Genomic DNA, 25,486 nt, shown 5'->3' on the forward strand with positions numbered 1-25,486 from the left:
GCTCACGACCTTTCCCGAACTTTCACAACGGCACCGTCGCGCATGCAGTAAACCCGATCGGCCAGCTCCTCGAGCACCTCTCCGTCATGGCTGGACAGAAGGACCTCGCGACCCGTTGATGCCGCCATCGCCACAACGCGCTTGAGCATTTCCACGCCCGCTTCGTCGAGGGCATTTGTTGGCTCATCGAGAACGAGTAGCTTCGGCTTTTCCATAATTGCCGCAGCTATCCCCAGACGTTGCTTCATCCCAAGCGAGTATGCTCGGAACTTCTTTTTTTCGTCTGCATCGAGCCCCACGAGCCGCAGGGCAGAGCGAATGTCCTCGGGGGTGGCAACGCCCTTGATCTGGGCGATGAGCTCCAGATTGTCGTAGCCAGACAGATATCCCAAAAAGGAAGGCGCCTCGATCAACATCCCCAGACTCGGCGGGAACGAGATGTCCGCCCCAAGCCTTTGGCCATCGATAGAGATTTCGCCTTCGGTAGGCTTGATCAATCCGCAGACCGCTCGCATGAGCATGGTCTTGCCCGAACCGTTTATCCCCTGAAGTCCGACCACGGTCCCAGGGTCAACCTCGATGGACACGTTGCGCAGGACATCGTTTTTGCCCATGCGCTTCGATACGTCCCTAACGATCACGCTCATATCTTGTCCCCCTTTTCTAAAAGGTCTGCCCTTCGAAACCACAGTCCGCCCAACGATAGGCATAACGACATAAGCCCAATTGATGACAAGACACTCGAGCCCGCCGCGATTCCCTCTTTGACAATTCCACCCCAGCGCAACAGCATCAAGGCGTTACCCAATAGCGCCCAATGTCGTGCATATGCCGAGCAGATCAGGTAGCTCATTAAAACCACAAACGAGACTGACGACCCAAGCACAAACCCAACCGCTGCCTGCGCAAACGCAAGCGCCTCAAAAGCAAATAAGAGACCTATGAAAAACGGCAGCGCATCTGCCTCGGCAGCTTTGAGAAACCACGGCGCCAAATTAGCCAGTTGAAGCGACTCACCATGAATGACCGCGCTGAACGAGGAGCTCACCACCAAGCTCCAAATCACAACAGAGCAAACCACCACGAGCAGTGAAAATGCCGTTACTGCCGCCACCAAGATAAAACGCGAGACCCACCAAAGGGTTCTTGCCCGGCATCGAACAAGCGCTTGCAAACCAAACCCGTGCAACGATTCGGTCGGATAGTCGAGTGTTGTATAGAGAATAAGCAGAATGAGAAATAGCCATCCTAGCGGAGGCACAAACATGACCCCGGGCCTAGGCTCAAACGGAGCAGATCCGGCAAACACGAGCGCAAGATTATCCGCAAACCCCAAGGTATCCGTTCTAACCCCATACACAGAAGACAATCCGTAGGCGTACACCAAGTTCGCAACGGTCACTGCCGCAATTGCAATAAAAGTGATGATGTTCTTCTTCAAAACGGTCCTCAGGTCCGCGGCGACCAGCCTAAACAGCATCAGACCACCTCGCGTCTTTTCCACGCCCCAGAAAAAGCCAACGAAGCAAGGGTCAATAATATGATTTCCGCAAAACCGGCTCGAATGTCTGGCCAGTTATTCAGCGATTCCGACCTGATGCTGTTGAGGATATTGCAGTTAAACCCCACACAAGCCATTACGCCGAAGATCCAGCCATTTGCAAAATGCCACGCAACCATTAGCAGATACGGGACAATTATCGCTTTGATTCTGCTACGAAACAAAATTGAGAAGCCAGTTACAGCCATGGATAAAGTCCCGAGCGTGACAGCATCGAACAGCGTGTATGCGAGCACATATGACAAAGGATGCGAATAAAATAGACCGGAGAAGTAGCTATGCAGGTAAAGTCCTACGTAAGTCGACTCATCGACCCGAGGAAGATACGCAGGAAAAAGCATCGAGACGATCAGGAAATTGACGAGCAGAGGAATGGCAGTCACTGTAAACGCGGAGAGGAAAGCAGACAGCATCTTTACGTTCACGTACGCCTTTCTGGAAACGCGCGTGCATATCTGCATGTCATAACCACTCAAACGCTCAAAGAGACACGACCAAGATCCAGCCAACATTGCAAGCAGGGGCAGTGCATAGAAAAACACCGACGCAGACAGTGGCGCGTTCGCGCTCACAACAATCCAGTTACCGAAGCTGCTTTCACGTGTTTGACCGAGATAATTTTCGGCTTGCACGCCAACGCCGTAACCAAAAGAAAGAAGGTTGTGGCGCTCTTTTTCCAAATTTGCCCACGGCTCCAGCGCGGCAGCTATTGCAACTGCGACCGCAATCAAGAGAGCAAGGATAAAAGCTGGACGTCTAATCGTTTTCGACAGTTCGTATCTTGCGAGCTTTTGGTTCATACGTCCTCCTCCCCCTTCCGACCCAGAAAGCCGGAAGGGAGCCATTTCAAACAACTATGCGGGAAGCTTGTGGAAATGCCCGACGCAGTCGGGGCTCCATACGCCAATAACAGTGCCGTAGCCAGACTCCGCCCATGCAGTCAGTCGCGCCGCAGATCGCCCGTTCTCACGGACGAGGTTATACATTTCCCACTGTCCCTTGTGATTCGAACGATACGTTCCCTGAGTACAATTCATGCTGCCGCTACCGCTTGTGTTATACGCACCGTCTGTATATAACCGAAGCGGATTTCCCGTATGGCCCTGGATATCCAGATAGAGCGATGAGGAATCATCCTTTTGACGGTAGCCAGTTGCACTCGTCCCGGCACATTGAAAACTAAATGCCTTATCGGCATTGTTCGTACAGGTCGTAATTCCCGTATCGGCGTTTTGAGTAATGCTGGAAACCTGAGAGGTGTCAAACTCCTCTTGTGCAAACGATGCAGCGGGAACCCCTAGGGACAGACCAGCTGCAATCACCAAGCCGACTCCGATTCGAGCAATAGCGCTCCTTGGCTTAATCATGGCCTTCTCCAATCAAAAGCGGTTAACAATGCGTCGACGCACGGCAACCTTCGCATGAATAGAGAAAGATGTCTGTAAACACCCGCTATTGAGTTGATTGCTCAGGCGTTTACACGTTATTTACCTGCGATAACAATAAAATTAGCTCCGCCTTATTCTTGATCTTCAACTGGCGGTAAGATGCAGACCGCAGCGCTTGCACCGTAGATGCAGCGTAACCGACATCCTCCGCAATGGCCTTTGTCGTTGCCCCCTCTGCCGTCATCAGCAAAATTTGCGACTGAACATCAGAAAGGGAGCGCGACGTAAGCAGGGCCAGCTGGCGCACGCGGGCCGTTTCGGTGGACCCGTTCGCCCGGTACTCCAAGACGGCCTTCTCGTCCTCAACCGAGCGGGCGAGCGCGATGTGCGTAACGAACATGGGCACAGACCAGCAAACAATCACCGTTGCCACGACGACATTGACAGCCGAACTTTGCCCCAACAACGACGCGAGGAACAACGGCTCGAAAACCGTCAGATCCTGCACCATATTGAGCAAGACAGCCCAAACAGGAGCCGTCGCCCCGAAGCAAAGCATCCATATCCCAAGCATTTTGCGCTGCGGACAGCTTCGCATCACTATATATGTGAGCAGCACCCCCGTCAGCACCGCAAGTCCATGGATTCGCCCCCTAGCGACCGCATAGATTAAGGCAACCATGCCCATTGACACCAACGGCACGATAGCCCGAGCATGGGCATGCACCTTAAACGGACGCAGCCCAACAGCGAGCGAAGCCGTAGACGCCACGCCGCAAAACAGGACCGGCACAGCCATCAACGGAACGCGTATGCACATCAATGCCGCGATATAGATAAAAGACCATTCCACAGCAGATAGCACCGCCCATACGTACGGGCTTCCGAGCCAAATCGCTTCACCCGCTCTATCCAGCGCAGCGCCACGATTCGCTTTTCCACCCGCGTAGCGTAGCGACAGAAGCAGTCCGAGACCCAATGCGTAGCTTAAGAGGGAAAAGGCGACAGCCCGCGAAACACCGGACCCCCAATCGCTATCCGCCATTACCAAGGGCCCCGCCGCAAGGAGGATAAAGAATAATGTGAGCAGGTATCGAAACAGCCGGCGCGTTCGAGCTGATGCCACTATATCGTCAGCATGCCGCTGCGGTAGCTCATGCCCTACAGTATCGCCCTCACCCGCAAACAGCGCCACGAGCTCGCGTGAGCCCGCAACCGACGCCTTCCCGTATGCTCGGTGAAGCGTTGTTCTCACCGTCGATGGCTTCGTATCCGTCTCCTTGGCAATTTCCGCCGGCGTTTTCCCTTTGAGCAGCAGTCGAACAAACTGCTCTTCTCTAGGCGACAGGGCAGGGGAAAACACCCCCGCATCGAATGTGTCGGACGCACAGGCGATATCCGAATTGTTGTCCCGTTTCCCCCTTAGCAACATGCATACGAAGGCAGCAGCGATAACGGACCCCATCGCCAGCAATGCAATGACCACGGCATCGCTTGCGAAGTATGCCGCCTCAACAGCCGGAATAAGACCAATAGGAACTGCTACGAGCACAGAACAGGCAAACACGTCGCGCCGCCCATGGCCAAAGGCACGAGGGCGGCAAAACGGCGGGGCCACAGTCAATGCGAGATAGACCAACGGAATTAAAAGCGCAAGGCCAATTGACGCGGCCGTTACAGGGGGCATCCCCCATGGCTCGGGAACGACTCTCCATGAAACTCGACAGCAAAACAGCAGGCAAGACATGACGGCTATTGTTTCTGTAAAAATCGCGTCCTGCGGGTGACGAGTTTCCCTTTCGTCAGTCCGTGTCGACCTCTGCGTCAAAGGAGAGTCCGCCGTGCCCCAAATAACATATGAGAGAAGCAGCGACCCAACAAAGCACGAGACACACGAAACGCCATGTAACAACCAAATCGGTGCAAACACGATTGGAATAGAGTCTCCGCGAGCATAGAAAGCCAGGTCGGCCCATTCGGGAACCGTTGCAATAACACCAAGGAAAACACCGATGGCACCGAGATGCCTCGGCCTTCTCATTCCCCCCTTGCATAGCGCAGCACCATGAACAAACGCCGCGAGGCATGCGCCCAGGATAACGAGCCAGGTCATTGCACCTGACGCTAGGCCGATTGAAGATGAAAACCGGTGATAAGGGGTGACCGCCATTACGACAAGCGCAATGGCGCAGGCAAATGTAGCAGAACGGCGGGAAAAGAGCATACGGCCTCCATAGCGTGTCATTATATCGCTCGAGCCGCTCGTTTATCTCTGTTCTCACACCAGCCAGCATCAATGATTCAGGCGAACTCCAATCCGCGCCAGATCACGGTCCGGCTTTTGTTCGCAGTCCCCACATCAAAGCGGGATGCGGTTTCCTTTTGGACGCCGGTTCGGAAAGCGCATCCCGTTCCAGGGCAATATTCTGGGATGCAGTTTCCGCAGCCCACCCCATTTGGAAAGCGCATCCCATAATTTGGCTGAAAACTGAGATGCGCTTTCCAAACGAGCCGAAACGGGCCGAATCGATCGGGCCACCTCGCATCCCGCTATCCTTGCCATCTGCCCGAGCGTGCTACACTAGCAGCATCTATGCCACCGCGAACGGCTCGGCCCCGCGCCCGCCGCTCGCAAACGAACTTTAAACGCACGAGGGTTGGCCATGCCGCTTTTCTCGCAACATACCGCCCGGTTCTCGCCGGACGTTCCTTTGGAGGGCACCAGCTCTCGCGAGCTGCTCAAGCGGTACCAGCCGCTCGAGACACTTGCGACCGGCGGTTTTGGCTCCATCGAGATCTGCCGCGACACGCACCTGCGCCGCCGCGTCGCCATTAAGCGCATCCCCCTTATCAACGGTGCCGGCATGCCCGCCAGCGACATCATGGATGTCCTGCGCGAGGCGCACACTGCCGCCATGCTTCAACATCCCAATATCGTGCAGGTCATCGACTTTACGCATGACACAGCCTATGCCTACCTGGTTATGGAATATGTCGATGGCATGTCGCTGGCCGAGTTTTTGCATCGCGTGGACGGCCACTCACTTACCTTTGACGAGGCCGCGGCCATTGCCGATGCCCTGGGCCAGGCGCTCACCTTCGCCCACAGTAATGGCGTACTCCACCTGGACATTAAGCCCGCCAACGTGCTCATCGACCACTCGGGCAATGTAAAGCTCACCGACTTTGGCATGGCGCGGCTGTCGTCCGCCGGTGGCTTTGGCGGCTCACGCGGCGGCACCATCGGCTACATGCCGCCCGAGCAGCTCGATATCGAGACCGGCACGGTCAACGAGCGCGCCGATGTCTTTGCCCTCGCCTGTGTGATCTACGAGGGCCTGTGCGGCAGCGCTCCTTTTATGGCGGCCACGCCCGCCGACTCGCTCGGCCGCATCATCGGCGGCGCCACCTATCCCAGCGAGCTGATACCACACTTTCCCCCGGGAGCCGAGGCCGCGCTCATGAGCGCGCTCTCCCCCATGCCGCAGGACCGCCCCAACAGCATCGAGGCATTTTGCGACCAACTCCTTGCCGGTCTGGGCAGCGTGCGCGAGGGCCGTCGCAGTCTGGAGCAAATGGTTGGCGAGCTTTCGGATGACGAGCAAGAGCTCGACGATATCGAGCCGTCGTACTACGAGGACGACGCCATCGAGGTCGACCCCGCGCTCGGCTGGGCGGGCACGCGCTGGAGCCATGCGCGCGACTACACCATGCACGCTATCTCGGCGCTAACGTGCGGCACCTTTAGCTTTTTGCTGATGCAAACGGCCGGGGTCGCGGCGCTTCCCGGCCTGGTCATTGCGGCAATCGCGATCGGAGCGGCGGCTGGCCTGGCCCCCCAGATTGGCTCGGCCATCTCGGCTGTTGGCTTTTTGGTGCTCATGGCCAACGCCACCATGCAGGCGCAGGGCATCCTGTCGATGTTGCCCGTCGCGGTGATCTTTGCCGCCGCCATGTCCGGTTGGTGGATCGCCTGGGGTCGCACCGAGGCTGCCGCGAGCGCCGCACTCACCTGCGCGCTTGCGCTTGGCTGTCTGACCGGCAATACCTTCCTGGCAGCTGGGGTCGCCGCCGGCGTCGCGTCATTTTGGCTCGGCCCGGCAAGCGCTGCCGCGGCAACGGGCATGGGCGCGCTTTTTGCCCGTCTGGCCACGGTCGCGCTTTCAGCCGGAGGCGTGCTGGGGCTCGGCAACGTTGCCGCAGCGCTGGAAGACCCGCTCCTTTGGGCTGCCTTTGCGCTGGTCGCGACAACTGCCGCGGCGTCATCTGCGCTGCTCAATGCCCATGCCAAGCGTGCCGATCAGGGCTCAAACCTTGCCGCAATCGCCGCCATCGCTGTCACCGGCATCGGCTGCGCAGCGGCATCCTGTCTTGCACACCATATGGAAATTGCCAGCCTTGCAGCCGCGGTCGCCGCCAAGGCGGCAGTTGCGGGAACCCTATCCTCTATAATCGTTGGGATATGCCTATATTTGCTCGGATACCAAAGAACCTATACGGAGAGTGATCTTTCGTGAACTTCCTGAACATCTTCGAGGACCACGTGGCCGGCATCTTCGGTGCCACCCGTGCCCCGTTCTCCTTTAAGAAGCTTGCCAAGCAGGCCGCTCGCGACATGGAGGATCAGACTCTGGTGATCAATGGCGTCAACACGGCGCCGGCACTCTATACCATCCTGATCGCCGCCGACGACGATCCCATGCTCGCCCCGTTCTACCCCGAGCTTTCGCGCGAGGTCCGCGAGTTTGTGAAGGCGCAGGCCGAAAAGCGCCGCTATGTCTTTGTCGGCGAGCCCCTCGTGCGCTTTATGATCGATCCGCAGCTGCGCGCCGGCAAGTTCTCGGTCTTTGCCGAGAACGTCGATGCCCCCACGCTCGGTCGCCTGTACGAGGAAGAGCGCGCCTATCAAAACGGCCTGGGCCAGAACAACTCCGCGGCAAGCCGTGCCGCCAGCGCCCCGCGCGCCGGCCAGCAGCAGTTTGCTGCCCCGCAGCAGCAGCGCCCCGCCGCCATGCCCCAGCAGCAGCCGACGCCTCGCGCCGCCGCTCCCGACCCGCTTGCCGTGGCAGATCCCTTCGCGCCTAGCGTCCCCGACCCCGCCGCTCCTATCCCGGTGCCGCAGACCGTCTCGCGCGACGCGCTTGCCGGCATGGGCGGAGCCGCCGCGACCGGTGCCGCCGTGGGCCTAGGCGCCGCAGCCGGTATCGCCTCCAACATGGCGAGCACTCGCGCCCCGCAGCGCCCGCTCGCCCAGCTCGTCGACGTCGTGAGCGGCGAGAGCCATAGCATCACCTCCGCACAGGTGACCATCGGTCGCGAGCGCTCAGTTTCCGACATTGCCCTGCGCGACCCCAACGTGTCGCGCCGCCACGCCCAGCTCACCTTTACGGGCTCGGATTGGTCGATCGAGGACCTCAATTCCACCAACGGCACGCTCGTCAACAACCGCCGCATTACGCGCTGCCCGCTGCGCAACGGCGATCTACTGACGTTTGGCCTGAGCACCTTTGAATTTAGGGGATAGTCGCTTATGAACATCGATATCGTCCTTTTTGCAGGCCGCATCGTCCTGGTCGCCCTGCTTTATATCTTCCTGTTCGCCGTCATGAAGACCGGCGTGGGACTTGTGCGCGGACAACGCCGCGACTCGGCTATCTGGACGATCGATGTGGACAAGGGCCCGCGCGGTATCCGCGGCATCCACGTAGACATGCTCGGCCCCGTCATCGTCGGTCGCTCGCCATCTTCGGACATCTGCATCAACGAACCGTTCGTCTCGGCCTCGCATGCGCGCTTTTCGCTGCAGGGCCCGGCGCTCATCATCGAGGACCTCAACTCGCTTAACGGCACGCTCGTCAACGGCCGCCAGCTCGTGGAGCCCGCGACGCTGCGTGAGGGCGACGAAGTCCAGATTGGCGACGTGGTCATGAAGGTGAACCGTCGATGATCGACGAGGAGAACAAGTCCGCAACCATGACCGAGGCACCGGCTGCCGCCACAGCTGCGCCGGCCCACGCCGCTCCGGCGGGCTCCGCACCCGTGGAACCCGAGGACACCGTGTTCTCCCTGCCTCTTTCGCATGTAACGCATGATATTTCGGATCTCGCCGATAACGAGGACGAAGAGAATGCCGTAGCGGCGCCCATCGGCGCACATGCTGCGGAACAGCCCACAGCGTCCGAAGCAACCCCGGCGCCGGCTCACTTTGCAGAGCCCGTCGCCGCGGCAATCAACGAGAGCGCTGCGGTGTTTGCGGCACCCGAGCCCGCCGCGCCGGCGTTTCCCATAGCCCCGGCATCCGAGGTTGCGCCCGTGTCTACGCCGGCGCCCGAGTCTATAGACGTCAGCCCGCAAGACGACGAGTCGACCGCCCGCGTGTCCGAGGAGCCCGACTCCCCGGACACCGGCGATTCCGAATCAAACGCCGAGACCGACACCGTCTCTCCCGGTGACACAGCCGAAATCGACGTTGCCGCCGTTGAGGCCAAGCTCAAAGACCCCGGGTCGACCATGAGCTTTGAGCCCCTGACCGAGGAGCGCATCGAGACCGACTCGACCTATGATGCCGGCACCACCACGCAACTCATGTGGGGCGCCCGCTCCGACGTTGGCTGCGTGCGCCCGCACAATGAGGATTCCTACCTGGTGCAGTCGCCGCTCTTTTGCGTATGCGACGGCATGGGCGGTCACGCTGCCGGCGAGGTAGCCTCTTCCATCGCCGTTGAGACTATTGCCAAGACGGCCCCGCAGTCCGCCGACGCCGCACGCCTGGCGGCAGCCGTCGAGGCCGCTAACGCCGCCGTAATCGAGGCCGCCTTGAATGGCCTGGGCAAGCCCGGCATGGGCTGCACAGCCACTTGCGCCTATATCGAAAACGACACGCTCGCCATCGCCCACGTGGGCGACTCGCGCGCCTACCTGCTCCACGAGGGCACGCTCATCCGCGTGACCCGCGACCACTCCTATGTGGAAGAACTCGTGGACGCCGGCGAGATCACGGCAGACGAGGCTCGCGTCCACCCCAACCGTTCGGTCATCACCCGTGCGCTGGGCTCGGACCCCGCCATGTATGCCGACCACTTCACTCTGCATATCGAGGAAGGCGACCGCCTGATCCTGTGCTCTGACGGCCTTTCGAGCATGATTCCCGATAGCGATATCGAGAACATCGCCACGCAGTCCTCAACCGCGCAAATCTGCGTCGACAACCTAGTGGACGCTGCGCTTGCCGCCGGCGGCCACGACAACGTGACCGTAGTAGTCGTTGACCTGGTTGACGATGGCGTTATGCGCGAGGCGCAGCGCGTGCGTCGCCGCAACATTACTATCGCCGCCATTCTGGCCCTCGTCTTTGTGCTGGCAGCTGGCATCTGGGCCTACACGGGTGTCACCGGCTCGTACTACCTGGGTACCTACCAGGGCAATGTCGCCGTCTGGCGCGGCCTGCCCGGCAAGCCGCTCGGACTCAAGCTCCACTGGCTCGAAAGCGAAACCAGCATCAAGCTATCCGACCTGCCCGAAGACACGCAAAACCGCCTCAAGGCGGGCATTCCGCAAACAAGTGTTGACGATGCGCAGGACACGATATCCAAGTACCGCCACCAGATCGACGAGGAGCAGACCCGCCAGGTGATCGACGCGCAAACGATTCGCGACAACACCGACCAGGGATCGACCTCCGAATCAGATTCCGAGAAAACCGCCGAACAGTCCGCCGAGGCCGAAGCCTCCGAAAAGAACTAGAAAGGGAGTGCCGCTTATGAGTCGCCGCAACACCGAGCTGCTCTTGCTCATCGCCTCGGCGTTCCCCGTCATCCTGCTGTATGCGATGTACGTCCTCACCGCGGGCGCTGCCATCTCCTTTGAGACGCTCGCCGTACCGATCGGCCTCTTTGCCGCCTTTGCCGCGGCCCACATTGCCGTGCGCATCTTGGCGCCCGGTGCCGACCCCGCCATCCTGCCCATTGTCTTTGTGCTTTCGGGCATCGGCATCACGTTCGTGACGCGTCTCGCCCCCGCTCTCGCCATCTCACAGCTCATCATCCTGTTTGTCTCGGTGGCCCTGATGGTGGGAACGCTCGCGTTGGTTAAGAACCTCGACGTAGTCATGCGCTACAAGTACACCTTTGGCATTATCGGCATCATTCTGTTGATGCTGCCCATCTTTATCGGCACCACGATCTCGGGCTCCAAGCTGTGGATTCGCATCGCGGGCTTTACCATCCAGCCCGGCGAGTTCGCCAAGGTCTTTATCGTGCTGTTCCTGGCCGGGTACCTGGCCGAGAACCGCGAGCTGCTCTCCATCTCCAACCGCAAGATCCTGGGCTTTAAGATCCCTCGCCTGCGACTGCTGCTGCCGCTGTTTGCCGTGTGGGGTGTGTGCCTGCTCGTCGTCGTCTTCGAACGCGATCTGGGTTCGGCCGTGCTGTTCTACACCATCTTCTTGCTGATGCTCTACGTTGCCACGGGACGATTCTCGTATGTCGTTATCGGCCTTGCGCTCTTAGCCGTTGGAGCTGTGGGCGCCTACAAGTTCCTGTCTCACGTTCAGGTGCGTTTCCAGGTTTGGGTCGATCCGTTTAAGGACGCCCAGGGCCAGGGCTACCAGATCGTCCAGTCGCTCTTCTCGCTTGCCGATGGCGGTCTGGTCGGTGTTGGCATCGGCAACGGCATGGCCAACAACATCCCTGTCGTCGAGTCCGACTTTATCTTCTCGGCCATCGGCGAGGAGATGGGCCTTTTGGGCGGCGGCGCCGTGCTCATCCTGTTTATGCTCTTTGCCGTGCGTGGCCTCACCACGGCTGCCCGCGCTAAATCCGACCTCGCCGCCTTTAGCGCCACGGGCCTTACGGCCGCCATCAGCTTCCAGGCCTTTTTAATCGTGGGCGGCGTTACCCGCCTGATCCCGCTGACCGGCGTCACCCTACCCTTTATGAGCCAGGGCGGTTCCTCGCTGCTGGCAAGCTTTATCATCGTCGCGCTCCTGCTGCGCGCCGGTGACGAAGCGACCGGACGCGAGGCCGAGCTTACCGGCACCGGCACTATGGCCGCCATCACCGATGATCAGGTCGCATCTGCCGCCGCCCCGACGGGCACGCGCTTTGCCACCTCGTCTTCCTACGGCAGCGGCAGCCATTCCGTCGGCTCGCGCATGCGCCGTCGCCTGCTCGACACGCCTGAATCCGGTGTGCTCGGCCGCGTTGCGCTCGCCAACCGTCTAACCCGTGCGGTGCTCGCCTTTACGGCGCTATTCGCCATCCTTATCGGCAACCTCACCTATGTCCAGGTCATCAAGGCCAAGGACTATCAGGACATGCCGACCAACAACCACACCATCGCCCGCTCCAAGTACATCCAGCGCGGTTCCATCATCACGTCCGACGGCGTGACGCTGGCCGAGTCGCTGCAGCAGGAGGACGGCACCTACGTACGCTCCTACCCCAACGGTAACCTGGCAGCGCACGTGGTTGGCTACGTGAGCCAGCAGTATGGCACCACCGCCATCGAGAGCGTCATGAACGACACGCTCACCGGTTCTAAGGACTACTCCAGCTGGAACAACGCCATCGCGTCGCTCGCGGGCCAGACCCAGCCGGGCAACACCGCCAAGCTCACCATCGACTCGCGCATCCAGACGGCGGCCGAGCAGGCACTCAAGGGCTTTAAGGGCGCTGTAGTGGTCATCGACCCGCGTACCGGCGCGGTGCTCGCATGTGCCAGCTCGCCCACCTACGACAACACCAACATCGACGCCCTACTGCAGGCTGGCGGCGGCGAGGACGGCTCTATGTACAATCGCGCCATGGACGCGCTGTACACGCCGGGCTCCACGTTTAAGGTCGTTACGCTTTCCGCGGCACTCGAGACCGGCACCGCCAGCCTTACCAGCACCTACCAGGCGCCCGGCTCCATGGACATCGGCAACGCACCGGTCACCAACTATGCCAACGAGAGCTACGGCACCATCAGCCTGCAGCAGGCCTTTGCCGTGTCCTCCAACGTCGTCTTTGGCCAGGTGGCAAACGAAGTTGGCGCAAACACGCTCGTGCAGTTTGCCAACGCCTTTGGCTACGGCCAAAAGCTCGGCCAGGACCTGACCTCCGCGGCCTCCATCATGGCAGACCCGTCGCTCATGACCGAGTGGGAGACCGCTTGGGCCGGCGCCGGCCAGCCTGTCGGCATGGACCACACGCCCGGCCCGCAGACCACCGTCATGCAAAACGCCGTGATTGCCGCCGCCATCGCTAACAGTGGCGTGGTCATGGACCCGTACTTTGTAGCCCAGGTACTCGCCCCGGACGGAACCGTGGTTAAGACCACGCAGTCCCGCTCGCTGGGTCAGGCCGTCAGCTCCGCCACGGCCGACCAGGTCAAGCAAGCCATGCTCGCCGTCGTCCAGTCCGGTACCGGCACCGATGCCCAGGTCCCCGGCGTCAAGGTCGCCGGCAAGACCGGCTCGGCCGAGACCGGCGGCACCAACGTCAACTCGATGTTCGTTGGCTTTGCACCTTACGATTCACCCACGGTCGCCATCTCGGTGGCCTTGGAGGATTACGACAAACACGACGTCAAGGCGGCCAAGATTGCCGGCATCGTCCTGACCGCGGCGCTCGCCGCACAGGGAGCGTGATGCCCATGATTGAATCGGACACCCGAGGCGCGCCGCGGCCGAAGAGTTAGCGGCAACGCGCCACACGGCCCCAGCGGCCACATCGTAGGTACTACACACATCGTTGAGCGAATAGTTATGTTAGGAGCAGGAATGGAACAGAGGGTCCTCGGGGGAAGATACCTCCTCAAGGATAAGGTGGGGACAGGCGGCATGGCGACCGTCTTCCGTGCGCAGGACCAGGTCCTCGACCGCACGGTAGCCGTCAAGATCATGCTGCCGCAGTATGCTGGCGACGCAACCTTCGCCGCACGCTTTAAGCAGGAGGCCCAGGCAGCAGCCGGTCTCTCCTCCCCCTATATCGTGGGCGTCTACGATTGGGGCAAGGACGGCGACACCTATTACATCGTCATGGAGTACCTGCGCGGCACCGACCTTAAGAGCGGCATCAAGAGCCACGGCGCCCTCGACCCCAAGAAGGTCGCCCAGATCGGCTCGCAGATCAGCTCCGCGCTTTCGGTCGCCCACAAGCACGAGATCATCCACCGCGACATCAAGCCGCAGAACATCATGGTGCTGCCCGACGGCAACATCAAGGTGATGGACTTTGGCATCGCGCGCGCCAAGAACAGCCACCTCACGCAAGACAACAACGTGCTGGGAACCGCCCACTACGTCAGTCCCGAGCAGACCCGTGGTCAGGACCTCGGCCCCACCTCGGATATCTACTCGCTGGGCGTCGTGATGTACGAGTGCGCCACCGGCCGCGTGCCCTTTGACGGTGATGACGCCATCTCAGTCGCACTCAAGCAGGTCAACGAGCTGCCTATTCCGCCGAGCCAGATCAACTCCGGTGTCGACGCCGACCTTGAGCGTATCATCCTCAAGTGCATGGAGAAGGACCCGGCAAACCGCTTCCAGACCGCCGACGAGCTGCGTCAGGTGCTCAACAGCTACCTGTCGGGCCGTGCCGTCAACATCTCGGAGCCCACGCGCATCATCGGTGCACCCGGTGAACTGGGCGCCACCAAGACTCGCGAGCTTTCCGATCAGACGCGCGCCATGGTACGTCCCGTCTCGGGCGTGAGCGGCCAGAATACCGCCCGTAGCTCGGTTTCGGGCTCCACCGGCTCCTACGAGGTCGAAAAGCCCAAATCCAACAAGAACAAGATCATCGCCGCCGTGGTGGCAGCCGTTGCCGTCATCGGTATCGTGGTGGCCTTTGCCACAGGACTCTTTGGCGGCGAGCAGGTCACCGTGCCCGATGTGCTGGGCAAGGACCAGCAGACTGCCGTCGAGCAGATCAAGGAAGCCGGCCTCGAGGTCGGCACCATCGACCAAAGCTACAACGACGATATCGACGAGGGCAAGGTCGCCGAGCAGACGCCCAACGGCAAAACCAAGAAGGCCAAGGGCACCAAGGTGAACCTGGTAATCTCCAAGGGCCCCAAGCCCTCCGAGAAGGTTGAGGTTCCCCGGCTTGTCGGCCTGACCAAGGACCAGGCAGAAGCCGCGCTGGCAAGCGTTGGCCTGAAGGGCAACGCCTCCGAGGAGGCCAACGAGGCCGATGAGGGCCAGGTCTTTGAGCAGGGCACCGAACCCGGTAAGGAAGTCGAGAAGGGCACGACCATCTCGTACAAGGTCTCCAGCGGTCCTGACACCACCTCCGTCCCCGATCTGACCGACATGACCGAGGCCCAGGCGCGCAACGCCCTCGATATGGCAGGCTTTGGCGTCGACGTGAGCTACCAGGAGAACGATTCGGTTACCGAGGGCACCGTGATTAGCTGGAACCCCAGCGGCAAGCAGAAGCCTGGCGCCACGATTACCGTCGTCATTGCCAAGAAGTCCGGCAAGGCCAGCGTTCCGGGCAACCTGTACGGCAAGAGCATCTCCGCGGCCGTCACCGCGCTCAACAACGCCGGGTTCTACAACATCGCATTCTGCGATCAGAACGGCAACCCCGTGAGCGGCAATGAAAACGCCACCGTTACGGGCGTCTCCCCCACCGGCAAACAGTCCACCGACAGCACGATTACGCTGACGGTTGCACTTTCTGGCTCGGGTTCGGGTTCAGGCACGAGCACGGGCGACGATTCCGGTACGACCAACTAGTCGCAACCCAACCGCTCATTACGGCTCTCGCCGCAAACATATTCGCTCACAGGCGCCCGCTTGCTCCCCCAGCAAGCGGGCGCTTCGTTTTTGACATGGCATGAACCAGAAGAGCCCGGTACCGTGACGGTGTACCGGGCTCGATCAATCTCTGGTGTCCCCGGGCTGATTCGAAAACTCCCCCCCCCGCGGGGAAATTGGTGACGCGGGTGTCGACGGTCCTAATCCGTCGGCAGCTCCCACAAACCAGAAACGGCGCCGCTCTCGCGACGCCGTTATAATCTTCTGGTGCCCCCGGGCGGATTCGAACCGTCGACACCCGCTTTAGGAGAGCGGTGCTCTATCCCCTGAGCTACGGAGGCATGTTGTACTAGTGTAGCAGATTTACACGTTGTGATGCAGCGTGTAGCCACTCTTCGAAGTTGCGGTGGAACAGCCCTCCGGAAAGTGCGTCCCACTATCCAGGCAAATTCTGGGTCAGACTTTCCCCATGGGACCTCGCTGGGAAACTGTGTCCCAGAATTTCGACTCGAAACGGGACACGGTTTCCCAAACGGGCCCGTTCCGGAAACTACATCCCGCAATCGGCACTCGAACCGGGATGCACTTTCCCGATCGAGCCTCATGGGAAACCGCGTCCCACTTTAGGGGGGCGCTCTTTAATGGCTAGTTGCCTTTGTGGAAAAGGTTCTTGATGACGGAGGGGATGCTCTTGGCGCCCTTGGCCGTCACATCGATAAAGTCGGGCGAACGAACGAGCTTGTCCTCGTCAATGTACTTACGCACCGCGCGAAGCGTTTCCTTGTCATTGCGCGTCGAAAACGTAAAGTGGCCATTCTCTTTGGTAAAGATGGCAAAACGCGTAATCTTCTTGGTGCCGCGCAAAACCTCGGCGGCAATATAGTCGACCTCGTCCCACGGGATTTGGATATAATCCTCGGGATTGCGCTCGTTATAGTACTCAAACGCCTTATTGCCCACCATCACGTTACCGTGACTGGTAAGCCCCATCAGGCAGGTTGCCGGCGTTGCCAGATCGACCGTGCTGTTCTGAGATTGCGCCATACGCGCCTCGCCCTCCAAATAAAACAATCGGACCGCATCCAGTGTACCCACCGGGTGCGGTCCGTTTCAATGGCTCAAAAGCCCTTGCCTAGCAACTCTCGGTCTTAAGCCGAAGCGTGCTTACATGAAGCCGCAGACGCGACCGATGATGCCGACGGCGAAGAGAGCCAGGATGATGACGATCGGGCTGACCTTCTTCTTGAGGAGCTTGCAGACCAGAAGGGTCAGGCACACGGCGGCAAGGCCGGGGATGAGCTGATCGAGGTTGGCCTGAAGCGTGGTGACCTTCACCGGGTCGAGTGCGTTGGCACCGACAGAGCTGTACATCGTCAATGCCTGCTTGATGCCCTCAGAACCGGCGGGCAGGTTGGCCCAGTCGATATAGGCGCCAGCGGACTGCGTGACCTTGGAGACGACCGGGGTGAAGGAGATGGACACCCAGCGCTCGACCAGGGCGCCGATGATGAACATACCCAGGATGGAAGCACCCTCGGTGACCTTGCCCATCAGACCGCCGGAGAGGTCCTTGGCGATGGAGGAGCCGACCTTATAGCCAAACTCCTGCGTGTACCACAGGAAGGCGTAACGGATGATGTTCCACGCGAAGAAGAACAGCAGCGGACCGGCGATGCTGCCGGACAGGGCCAGGGAAGCGCCCAGTGCACCCAGAATCGGGCGAAGGGTGAACCAGAAGGCGGGGTCGCCGACGCCGGCGAGCGGGCCCATCATACCGACCTTGACGCCCTGAATGGCGACGTCGTCAATCGGAGCACCGTTGGCGCGCTCCTCCTCGAGGGCGAGGGTAACGCCAATGACGGGGGCGGAAACATAGGGGTGGGTGTTATAGAACTCCAGGTGGCGCTTAAGAGCGGCAATCTGGTCATCCTTGCTGGTGTAGAGCTTCTTGATCGCAGGGATCATTGCGAAGCACCAGCCGCCGTTCTGCATACGCTCGTAGTTCCACGAGCCCTGAAGGAACTGATGACGGAAGCAAACCTTCTTACGGTCAGCCTTGGTGAGCTGAATCTTGTTCTCTGCCATATGTATCACTCCCCTCCTACTCGTAATCGTTCAGAATGTCGCCGAGCGGGTCACCGGAGCCACCGCCCATGCCGCCACCCTGCTTGGCCAGATCCTTAAGGCCAAGGTAGATGAGGGCAAGGGAGATGCCGATGAGGCCAAGGGCGATCAGCGTGAGCTGAGGGATGGCAGCAAGGACAAAGCCGAGGATGAAGAACGGCCAGGTCTCCTTGGTGGCCATCATGTTGATGACCATGGCGTAACCGACGGAAGCGACCATGCCGCCGCCGACAGCCATGCCGCCGGACAGCCAATCGGGCATAGCGTTAAGCGCGTTGGTAACGGCCTCGGCCGGGATGATGCACAGAAGTACTGCCGGGATGGCGATACGAACACCCTGCATGAGGATGCCGGCGTACTGCCAACGCTCGATGCCGGCGAAGTCGCCCTTCTCGGCGCAGGCGTCCATGGCGTGAACCATAGCGGTAGCCAGGGTACGGCAGATCATGGTCAGGAACAGACCAGCGACCGACAGCGGGACGGCGACGGCGATGGCGGCGGTAACGGCCTTGGCCGAATCGGTGGCGCCACCGTTGAGGGCGAGCACCATGATGATCGAAGAAGCGACCGAGGCCAGAGCGGCGTCAGGCGCGACGGCGGCGCCGACGTTAGCCCAGCCAAGGGCCATCATCTGGAGCGAACCGCCCAGGAGGATGCCCTCCTGAAGGTGACCGGTTACGAGACCGATAAGCGTGCATGCCACGAGCGGCTGATGGAACTGGAACTCATCCAGAATGCCTTCCATACCGGCAAGCAACGCGACAATCGCAACAAGCAGAATAGTGATTGCAGACATGTATCGGACCCTCCTTTACTATGCTTGAGCGGCCAGTTCGGCCTTAGCTTTCTTCAACATGGCGTCGAGATCCTCGGAGGAATCCGAAGGAACCTTGCGGACCTCGAACTTGACGCCCTTGGCCTTGAGAGCCTCGATGGTCTTGACATCGTCATCGCCCATAGCGACAGCGTTAGTGACGACGACCTTGCCCTTGGAGTGGGCCATGGAACCGATGTTGGCTTCCTTGATGTCGACGCCGGCCTCGATGGCCCTGAGCAGATCCTGCGGGTTCTCGAACAGCAGCATCGCCTTGGTGTCGCCAAAGCGCGTGTCCTTGACGACCTCGGCCATCTTCTTGATAGGCACGACGTTGGCGTGGACTCCCGGAGGGGCAGCCTGCTCGATCATGGTCTTGCGGAGCTCGTCGTGAGCAACGCCGTCGGAGACCACGATGATGCGGTTGGGGTTGATCTGCTTGGTCCACGTGGTGGCCACCTGACCATGCAGCAGGCGCGTGTCGATACGGACGTGGGCGATCTTGATGTGCCCGTCGCCGATCACCGTTCCCGGAGGAATGGCACCCGCAGGAGCAGCGGCGGCCGCAGCCGGCTTCTTCTCCTCGGGCTCCAGAGACTCGGGCTTGACGCGCACGCCAGCCTTAGCCTCAGTCACGAGATGTTTTGCGATCGCATGTGCAGTGTTCTTTGCGTCAAAGCGCTGCGAATATGCCTCGATGAGCATAGGCAGGTTGACACCGGTGACGATAGCCCAGGAATCGTGGCCCTCGATGAGCCCGCTGATCTGGTTGAACGGCGTGCCGCCCCACAGATCAACGAGGAAGAGCACCTGCTCCTGGTCCTCGAAGGAAGCGATTGCTTCCTCGACCTTGGCACGGAAGTCGTCGGGGCCCATGCTCGGCTCGAGCGAGACCACGGCAACAGACGGCTGATCGCCAAAGACCATCGAGCCCGTCTGCTTGATTCCAGCCGCCAAGTCACCATGGCTAGCAAGAACAATACTTACCATCACATAACCTCCTTTTTGTCTACGTATTTCCTACACGACAGTTATGGAGTATAGCTGCAAATACAGCAGAATTGTTTGAAAAACTGCAAAAGGTAGCATTATTTGTTTAAACGTCTTGTTTTGTTACAAGCTGATTACATTCCAGTATTTTGGCTGATTTGCTGCTGAGGATTGATAGCTGATCTATTTACATGACCGAATTGAGCACGCTGTTCATTATTGCCGGTTTTAAACAGACACAAATGTGCTCGCGTTGAGGCTATTTCGTTTAAACAGATGGTGCTTGACTAATGGTAAGAAATATGATCTAGCAAAGTAGTCGTTAGGGACGTTCTTTAATGACTAGTCGTTTAAGAACGTCCCCAACGACTAAGTTAGGCGATGTGGAGGGGGTTGGCGGCGTCGACGGCATCGGGGGCATCGGATAGGCCGTCGGGGGCAGCGTCTGTCGGGTCCTCGTCGGGGGTCTCGATCTGCTTGATCATGACCTCTTGGCCCTGGAGCAGATAGGTATCGCCGCTACCGCAATGGGGGCAGGTCTTGCCGTGCTCGACTGTCGCATAGTCGCGGCCGCACGCCTCGCAATGCGTCACGGCCTCGACGGGCTCCACGATAAGCTCCGCGCCCTGCGCGATAGGCTTTTTATCTGCCGCCCAGTGCCAAGCGTCGAGTAGTAGATCGGGAACGACGCCCGAGACCTCGCCCAGCAGCAACGTCACGCTCGAAACGTGGCGCACGCCATTGGCGCGCGCCACGTTCTCGACATCGCGAATGATGTGATACACGATTCCTAATTCATGCACTTTTTCCTCCGCCGTTCTACCGAACGGCGGTCGGCTTGACGCTGCGCGAGCCCCAGACGGGCGATCTGCCTTTCAATCGTCGGGCATGGGCAAAAGCCCTATGCCCTCCTCTTTCAAGGCACCTCGCCACGCCTGGGACCCGCTCGCTGTCCAACCGCCCTCTGCGCCGTTCACTTACTTGTTAGGTCTCTTACTTCTTGCCGAACTTGATCTTGATCGCGCGCTTGAGTGCGTACTTGCCCAGGCTCGGCAGCTTTTGCTCGTACTTGACCATCGTGGAGCACTCGGGGCGGTCGCGATCCAGGTGGATAGCGTCAAACGCGCACTTGGTGGTGCACAGGCCGCAGCCGATGCACTTGTTGGGGTCGACGATTGAGGCACCGCAGCCAAGGCAACGGGCGGTCTCGGCGCGCACCTGCTCTTCGGTAAAGGTCTCGACGTACTCGCTGAAGGGCGCGGCCTTCTCGCGCTCGCGGTCCATGTGGGCAACCTCGCGGCTCGCGTTGTCATAGCTCTCGATCACGACATCGTCGCGGTCGAGCGCGGTGTAGCGGCGCTGGTTGCGGCCGATGGTGAGCGTGGAGCCCGGCTGCACAAAGCGGTGGATGGACACCGCAGCCTCGTGACCGGCGGCGATGGCATCGATGGCAAAGCTCGGACCGGTATAGACGTCGCCGCCCACAAAGATGTCGGGCTCGGCGGTCTGGTAGGTCTGGGGATCGGCAAGGGCACCCTGACCACGGCCAAGCTCCACCTTGGAGCCAGCCAGCAGGTCGCCCCACACGATGGACTGGCCGATGGACATGACGACACGGTAAGCATCGACACGGCGTAGATCGTTCTCGTCGTACTCGGGCGCAAAACGGCCTTCGTCGTCAAAGACACGCGTGCAGCGCTTGAAGGTGATACCGCACACACGACCGGCCTCGTCCAGGTGGACCTCCTTGGGGCCCCAACCGCAGCTGATGTGCGCGCCGTCCTCGATGGCCTCGCGACGCTCTTCCTCGCTGGCGGGCATCTGTGCCTCGCTCTCCAGGCAAAACATCTCAACGTGCTCGGAACCCAGACGGCAGGCGTTGCGGGCAACGTCGATGGCCACGTTGCCGCCGCCCACCACGATGGTGCGGCCGGGCAGCGCGTCAATCTTGCCGCTGTTGACCTCGCGCAAAAAGTCGACGGCCACGGTCACACCCTCGGCGTCCTCGCCCGGAATACCGGCAAGGCGGCCACCCTGGCAGCCGATGGCAACATAAAAGGCCTTAAAGCCCTGCTCGCGCAGCTCGTCGAGCGTCACATCACGACCGACTTCCACGCCATAGCGGAACTCGGCACCCATCAGGCGAATGATCTCGACCTCGGCCTCGATAACGTCCTTCTGCAGCTTAAAGCTAGGAATGCCATAGGTGAGCATGCCACCCGGGCGCTCGTTTTTCTCGAACACGACGGGCTTGTAGCCCTTCTCGGCAAGATAAAAAGCGCAGGACAGACCGGCCGGGCCGGCACCGATGATGGCAATCTTCTGGTCGAAGCCGCCAGCGCGCGTCGGCGTCACCACGGGCGGGACGTAGCGGGTCGCAGCGTCCAGATCGCGCTGGGCGATAAACTTCTTGACCTCGTCGATGGCCACGGCCTCGTCCACGCGACCACGGGTACAGGCATCCTCGCAGCGGCGGTTGCACACACGGCCGCAGATAGCGGGCAGCGGGTTCTCGCGCTTAATGAGCGCCAGTGCCTCGTCATAGCGGCCCTGCGCCGCGAGCTTCAGATAGCCCTGAACGGCAACGTGCGCGGGGCAGGCCGTCTTGCAGGGAGCGGTGCCGGACTCATGCGTCTCGATGCGGTTGTCGTTGCGGTAGTTAGGCGACCACTTGGTGTGGTCCCACTTGGTGGCATCGGGCAGCTCCTGGCGCGGATACTCAGGCACCTGTCCGCCGGCCTTTTTGCTGCAGAGCTTCTGGCCCAGCTTGACGGCGCCGGCCGGACACACCTCAACGCAGCGACCGCAGGCCACGCACTTGTCCTTCTCGACCTTGGCGACATAGGCCGAGCGCGACAGGTTGGGCGTGTTGAACAGCTGCGAGGTGCGCAGGGCGTAGCACACGTTGACGTTGCAGTTGCAGATGGCGAAGATCTTGTTCTCGCCGTCAATGTTGGTGATCTGGTGTACAAAGCCGTTGTCCTCGGCCTGGTGCAAGATGTCGTAAACCTCGTCGCGGGTCACGTAATGACCGCGGTCGGTCTCGACCACGTAGTCGGCCATATCGCCCACGGCGATGCACCAATCGGCCGGGTCGTCGGCGCAGCCCTCACCCATCACGCGACGGCTCACGCGGCAGCTGCAGGTGCTGGCGGCATACTTACCCTCGTATTTGTCGAGCCAGTGCTCGATATGCTCAATAGGCACCGAGGTGCTCGCGGCGTCAATGGCCTTCTCGACCGGAATGACGTGCATGCCGATACCGGCGCCTCCGGGCGGCACCATCGGCGTGGCGCGGGACAGCGGGCCCTTGGATGCCTGTTCAAAGAACTTGGCATAGACCGGGTGCTCCTCGAGCTGGCTCACGCGCATGTTGAGGAACTCGGCGGAACCCGGCACCAGCATGGGCAGCACCCACTGCTTGGCGCGCTCGGGGTTTTCCCAGTTGTACTCGAGCAGACCCGTGTAGCTCATGTCGTCGAGCATCTTCTCGATATCGGCCTCGAGCATGCCGGTGAGCTTGACCATCTCGGGCAGCGTATAGGGACGGCGCATCTTCATCTTGCAGAGCACTTCGGCCTGCTCGTCGGTTGCGGCCTCGGCAAACGACCAGTACTCGTAGCCCAGCAGCTCGTCGCGATGCAGCAGACGGTTGGTGCAGTGCTCGCACAGCTTGACGATTGCCTCGCGCGGATGCTCCGGCAGCGGCGGCACGAACTCCGAACCGATGTCAGGCTCGGTGTAGCTAATTCCCGGTCCGTTGAGAATCATGGTTGTCCCTTCTCTTGCCGCAGCCCGACGAGGCCGCAGCGCCCCTCTTTTTTTGCAGGCCGGACATGCCCCCATGCCGTTCACCCGCCATTAGTTGACATTGTGTCAAAAATAGTATTGACGAACCGTCAACAATATTCAAGACTGTTAGGCGAACGGTCAGGCAAAAGAGGATGGAAGGCGGCAAAACATGGGCGGCAAAACAGCAGATACCTCTGTGGTCGATGCCGTCCCCGCATCCGATAGTGCGGCAAAGCGCCTGACGGGCGACGAACGCCGTCGCGAGATCCTCGATGCCGTGCGCACCGTAAGCTCCGAGCTGGGCGTGTCCCACCTATCGGTATCGGCCGTGACCAAGCGAGCCGGCTGCACGCGTTCATTGTTCTACCACTACTTTGCCGATATGGACGCCGCCGTCACCGCTGTTATGGACGAGGCGATCGACGGCTTCATCTCCGAGCTCGAGCAGTGGAACGCCGGCCGCACCGTCGGCGATATCGAGGGCGCGCTCGACACCGTCGCCCCGCTCTTTAAGCGTCTGGTCGCCAGCGGCCACGAACTGCCGAGTACGCTCACCTCAAGCAGTGGCGCGCTCTACGGCGGCTTTTTGCACAACGTGGTTCAGCGCGTGGCTCAGTACATCTGCGACACCACCGTGGTGGATTTTGTCGCCCATCATGAGCTGCGCATCGACCATGTCTACGAGACGTTCTACACCCTCATCATGGGACTGTTGATGTATATCCGCACGCACCCCGATGTGCCCGACGAGACGGTCAAGGAAATCATCGCCTCGACACTCCACATCGAGGGCTATACCGCCAAGTATCCGGAGCGCAAGCCCCAGAACTGACGACATTTGGCCAAACTGCCCGCGATCGGAAGAGGGGCCGCGGGCGTGTGAAAGGAGAGCAGCATGCTGCTCGATGTTTGGGGTAGCGATACCCTTATCCACTGGGCCGGCTGGGCCATGGTCTTTATTGGCCTGATCGTGCTCAACGAGGTCGGCCGCCGCACCAAGCTGGGCGCGGCCATCATCTTTGGCGTGGCTCCGCTGGCCATGACCATCTACTGCGTCGCCATCGCCATCGGCGTCTCGCAAGGTGCCGAGTGGGCGCTCACCAACCCCACCCATGTGTACCAGAACAGCTGGTTCCACTACGCCAAGGTGTACGCGGCGCTGGCCGGTTGCTGGGGCTTCATTGCCATTAAGTACCAGTGGGGCAAGATCGGCAAGGCGCATTGGTTCCGCGCGTGGCCGTTTGTGATCGTCGCCATCAACATCATGATCGCCGTCGTGTCCGACTTTGAGAGCGCCTATCACTTCTTTGTCCTGGGCGAGTCCACCTGGGTCACCTCCGAAGGTGCTACGCAGCTGGCCGGCTGGAACAACGTGTTCAACGGCATCGCCGGTATCATCAACATCTTCTGCATGACCGGTTGGTGGAGCGTCTACGCCTCCGAGGACAAGACCGACATGCTGTGGCCCGACATGACCTGGGTCTACATCATCGCCTACGATATCTGGAACTTCTGCTACACCTACAACTGCCTGCCCACCCACTCCTGGTTCTGCGGCTTTGCGCTGCTGCTGGCGCCCACCGTCGCCGCCTTTATCTGGAACAAGGGCGGCTGGATCCAGAACCGCGCCTTTACGCTTGCTATTTGGTGCATGTTTGCCCAGGTGTTCCCGTACTTCCAGGAGGAGTCCATCTTTGTGACCCACTCCACGCTCGACCCCGGCGCCGCTACCGCGGTCTCGATCGCCGCACTGGTCGCCAACGTCGCCGCGATCATCTACATCGCCTACCGCGCCAAGAAGCTCGGCCGCAATCCCTACAAGCAGGACGTCTTTGAGGGCACCAGCGATTGGGAGAAGGCTACCGCTCGCCGCGCCAAGGTTGATTACGCGCACGCCGAGTAACATGCCCGGCGCAAACGCCGCTTGAATGTGAAGCAGCATAGCCGGCTCCGCGCAACTCAACGCATTGCAGAGCCCCCGGAATGTGATTCGTCCGCGTTCCGGGGGCCTTTTGCTGCCGCGAGGATGCGGCCGAACGATGCGCTCAGGTTAAATCGGATCTTATATTTCG

Annotated in this window: 19 protein-coding genes and 1 tRNA gene; 8 read left to right on the top strand and 12 right to left on the bottom strand. The window is 60.5% G+C overall.

The annotated features are described in order from the left end of the window. Positions 1 to 2: 2 nt before the first annotated feature. The 5 genes from DW112_RS05985 to DW112_RS06000 form a co-directional block, all read right to left on the bottom strand. Positions 3 to 647: an ATP-binding cassette domain-containing protein gene (locus DW112_RS05985; protein ID WP_118328557.1), complete on the bottom strand. Its 645-nt coding sequence runs from the start codon at positions 645 to 647 to the stop codon at positions 3 to 5. After that, on the bottom strand, positions 644 to 1,441 hold the full coding sequence (locus DW112_RS05990; RefSeq protein WP_147351831.1) for a hypothetical protein: 798 nt from the start codon (positions 1,439 to 1,441) through the stop codon (positions 644 to 646). Before DW112_RS05990 ends, DW112_RS05985 begins: the two co-directional genes overlap by 4 nt. Before the next feature lie 38 nt (positions 1,442 to 1,479). Next, a complete protein-coding gene (locus DW112_RS05995) occupies positions 1,480 to 2,361 on the bottom strand; it encodes a hypothetical protein (RefSeq protein WP_089573265.1) in 882 nt (293 codons plus the stop codon). A 54-nt stretch (positions 2,362 to 2,415) separates the two neighbouring features. After that, a complete protein-coding gene (locus tag DW112_RS09895; protein WP_124785772.1) occupies positions 2,416 to 2,928 on the bottom strand; it encodes a hypothetical protein in 513 nt (170 codons plus the stop codon). A gap of 109 nt (positions 2,929 to 3,037) precedes the next feature. Continuing rightward, the gene (locus DW112_RS06000) at positions 3,038 to 4,516 is read right to left on the bottom strand and encodes a helix-turn-helix transcriptional regulator (RefSeq protein ID WP_158566607.1); all 1,479 of its coding nucleotides are present in this window, start codon (positions 4,514 to 4,516) and stop codon (positions 3,038 to 3,040) included. 1,096 nt (positions 4,517 to 5,612) lie between these two features. Between DW112_RS06000 and DW112_RS06005 the strand changes: the two genes are divergently transcribed. The 6 genes from DW112_RS06005 to pknB all read left to right on the top strand — a co-directional run bounded on the left by DW112_RS06005 (position 5,613) and on the right by pknB (position 15,673). Then, entirely contained in the window at positions 5,613 to 7,466 is a 1,854-nt protein-coding gene (locus tag DW112_RS06005; protein ID WP_118328559.1) for a serine/threonine-protein kinase, read from the top strand. After that, the gene (locus tag DW112_RS06010) at positions 7,463 to 8,473 is read left to right on the top strand and encodes an FhaA domain-containing protein (protein WP_070097545.1); all 1,011 of its coding nucleotides are present in this window, start codon (positions 7,463 to 7,465) and stop codon (positions 8,471 to 8,473) included. Before DW112_RS06005 ends, DW112_RS06010 begins: the two co-directional genes overlap by 4 nt. Before the next feature lie 6 nt (positions 8,474 to 8,479). After that, positions 8,480 to 8,896 (top strand): FHA domain-containing protein, encoded by a 417-nt coding sequence (locus tag DW112_RS06015; protein WP_006235180.1) that lies wholly within the window; start codon positions 8,480 to 8,482, stop codon positions 8,894 to 8,896. Beyond that, positions 8,893 to 10,692, top strand: coding sequence for a Stp1/IreP family PP2C-type Ser/Thr phosphatase (locus DW112_RS06020; protein ID WP_118328560.1), 1,800 nt, complete (start codon positions 8,893 to 8,895; stop codon positions 10,690 to 10,692). Before DW112_RS06015 ends, DW112_RS06020 begins: the two co-directional genes overlap by 4 nt. A gap of 16 nt (positions 10,693 to 10,708) precedes the next feature. Then, the gene (locus DW112_RS06025) at positions 10,709 to 13,579 is read left to right on the top strand and encodes an FtsW/RodA/SpoVE family cell cycle protein (RefSeq protein ID WP_117773735.1); all 2,871 of its coding nucleotides are present in this window, start codon (positions 10,709 to 10,711) and stop codon (positions 13,577 to 13,579) included. 132 nt (positions 13,580 to 13,711) lie between these two features. After that, the gene (gene pknB, locus DW112_RS06030; protein ID WP_117797276.1) at positions 13,712 to 15,673 is read left to right on the top strand and encodes a Stk1 family PASTA domain-containing Ser/Thr kinase; all 1,962 of its coding nucleotides are present in this window, start codon (positions 13,712 to 13,714) and stop codon (positions 15,671 to 15,673) included. Positions 15,674 to 15,959: 286 nt separating this feature from the next. On the opposite strand, the gene DW112_RS06035 is transcribed toward pknB, so the two are convergent. The 7 genes from DW112_RS06035 to DW112_RS06065 all read right to left on the bottom strand — a co-directional run bounded on the left by DW112_RS06035 (position 15,960) and on the right by DW112_RS06065 (position 23,393). Beyond that, positions 15,960 to 16,035 (bottom strand) — tRNA-Arg (locus tag DW112_RS06035). A gap of 304 nt (positions 16,036 to 16,339) precedes the next feature. Beyond that, positions 16,340 to 16,738: a DUF956 family protein gene (locus tag DW112_RS06040; protein ID WP_117564941.1), complete on the bottom strand. Its 399-nt coding sequence runs from the start codon at positions 16,736 to 16,738 to the stop codon at positions 16,340 to 16,342. Between the two features lie 120 nt (positions 16,739 to 16,858). Continuing rightward, positions 16,859 to 17,779 carry a PTS system mannose/fructose/sorbose family transporter subunit IID gene (locus DW112_RS06045; RefSeq protein ID WP_117564942.1) on the bottom strand — a complete coding sequence of 307 codons (921 nt, stop codon included), beginning with the start codon at positions 17,777 to 17,779 and terminating at the stop codon, positions 16,859 to 16,861. Between the two features lie 16 nt (positions 17,780 to 17,795). Next, the gene (locus DW112_RS06050) at positions 17,796 to 18,614 is read right to left on the bottom strand and encodes a PTS mannose/fructose/sorbose transporter subunit IIC (RefSeq protein WP_117564943.1); all 819 of its coding nucleotides are present in this window, start codon (positions 18,612 to 18,614) and stop codon (positions 17,796 to 17,798) included. Between the two features lie 18 nt (positions 18,615 to 18,632). Next, positions 18,633 to 19,622 carry a PTS sugar transporter subunit IIB gene (locus DW112_RS06055; protein WP_089573275.1) on the bottom strand — a complete coding sequence of 330 codons (990 nt, stop codon included), beginning with the start codon at positions 19,620 to 19,622 and terminating at the stop codon, positions 18,633 to 18,635. 374 nt (positions 19,623 to 19,996) lie between these two features. Next, on the bottom strand, positions 19,997 to 20,425 hold the full coding sequence (locus tag DW112_RS06060) for a hydrogenase maturation nickel metallochaperone HypA (RefSeq protein ID WP_118093968.1): 429 nt from the start codon (positions 20,423 to 20,425) through the stop codon (positions 19,997 to 19,999). Between the two features lie 190 nt (positions 20,426 to 20,615). After that, a complete protein-coding gene (locus DW112_RS06065) occupies positions 20,616 to 23,393 on the bottom strand; it encodes an FAD-dependent oxidoreductase (RefSeq protein ID WP_199585332.1) in 2,778 nt (925 codons plus the stop codon). Positions 23,394 to 23,583: 190 nt separating this feature from the next. Here DW112_RS06065 and DW112_RS06070 point away from each other — a divergent pair, with 190 nt between their 5' ends. Together DW112_RS06070 and DW112_RS06075 are read left to right on the top strand one after the other, a co-directional pair. After that, on the top strand, positions 23,584 to 24,246 hold the full coding sequence (locus tag DW112_RS06070) for a TetR/AcrR family transcriptional regulator (RefSeq protein WP_118093969.1): 663 nt from the start codon (positions 23,584 to 23,586) through the stop codon (positions 24,244 to 24,246). A 63-nt stretch (positions 24,247 to 24,309) separates the two neighbouring features. Next, complete coding sequence (locus DW112_RS06075; RefSeq protein WP_118093970.1) at positions 24,310 to 25,317, top strand: DUF5692 family protein; 1,008 nt, start codon at positions 24,310 to 24,312, stop codon at positions 25,315 to 25,317. Positions 25,318 to 25,486 lie beyond the last annotated feature (169 nt).

Source organism: Collinsella sp. AM09-41 (assembly GCF_003473245.1).
In the GTDB taxonomy this organism is placed as follows: domain Bacteria; phylum Actinomycetota; class Coriobacteriia; order Coriobacteriales; family Coriobacteriaceae; genus Collinsella.

What these genes read in the sequence shown, in the direction of transcription:
- DW112_RS05985 (WP_118328557.1), bottom strand. Translation starts at nt 647, where the DNA reads ATGAGCGTGATCGTTAGGGACGTATCGAAGCGCATGGGCAAAAACGAT.
- DW112_RS05995 (WP_089573265.1), bottom strand. Translation starts at nt 2,361, where the DNA reads ATGAACCAAAAGCTCGCAAGATACGAACTGTCGAAAACGATTAGACGT.
- DW112_RS09895 (WP_124785772.1), bottom strand. Translation starts at nt 2,928, where the DNA reads ATGATTAAGCCAAGGAGCGCTATTGCTCGAATCGGAGTCGGCTTGGTG.
- DW112_RS06005 (WP_118328559.1), top strand. Translation starts at nt 5,613, where the DNA reads ATGCCGCTTTTCTCGCAACATACCGCCCGGTTCTCGCCGGACGTTCCT.
- DW112_RS06015 (WP_006235180.1), top strand. Translation starts at nt 8,480, where the DNA reads ATGAACATCGATATCGTCCTTTTTGCAGGCCGCATCGTCCTGGTCGCC.
- DW112_RS06020 (WP_118328560.1), top strand. Translation starts at nt 8,893, where the DNA reads ATGATCGACGAGGAGAACAAGTCCGCAACCATGACCGAGGCACCGGCT.
- DW112_RS06025 (WP_117773735.1), top strand. Translation starts at nt 10,709, where the DNA reads ATGAGTCGCCGCAACACCGAGCTGCTCTTGCTCATCGCCTCGGCGTTC.
- pknB (WP_117797276.1), top strand. Translation starts at nt 13,712, where the DNA reads ATGGAACAGAGGGTCCTCGGGGGAAGATACCTCCTCAAGGATAAGGTG.
- DW112_RS06040 (WP_117564941.1), bottom strand. Translation starts at nt 16,738, where the DNA reads ATGGCGCAATCTCAGAACAGCACGGTCGATCTGGCAACGCCGGCAACC.
- DW112_RS06045 (WP_117564942.1), bottom strand. Translation starts at nt 17,779, where the DNA reads ATGGCAGAGAACAAGATTCAGCTCACCAAGGCTGACCGTAAGAAGGTT.
- DW112_RS06050 (WP_117564943.1), bottom strand. Translation starts at nt 18,614, where the DNA reads ATGTCTGCAATCACTATTCTGCTTGTTGCGATTGTCGCGTTGCTTGCC.
- DW112_RS06055 (WP_089573275.1), bottom strand. Translation starts at nt 19,622, where the DNA reads ATGGTAAGTATTGTTCTTGCTAGCCATGGTGACTTGGCGGCTGGAATC.
- DW112_RS06065 (WP_199585332.1), bottom strand. Translation starts at nt 23,393, where the DNA reads ATGATTCTCAACGGACCGGGAATTAGCTACACCGAGCCTGACATCGGT.
- DW112_RS06070 (WP_118093969.1), top strand. Translation starts at nt 23,584, where the DNA reads ATGGGCGGCAAAACAGCAGATACCTCTGTGGTCGATGCCGTCCCCGCA.
- DW112_RS06075 (WP_118093970.1), top strand. Translation starts at nt 24,310, where the DNA reads ATGCTGCTCGATGTTTGGGGTAGCGATACCCTTATCCACTGGGCCGGC.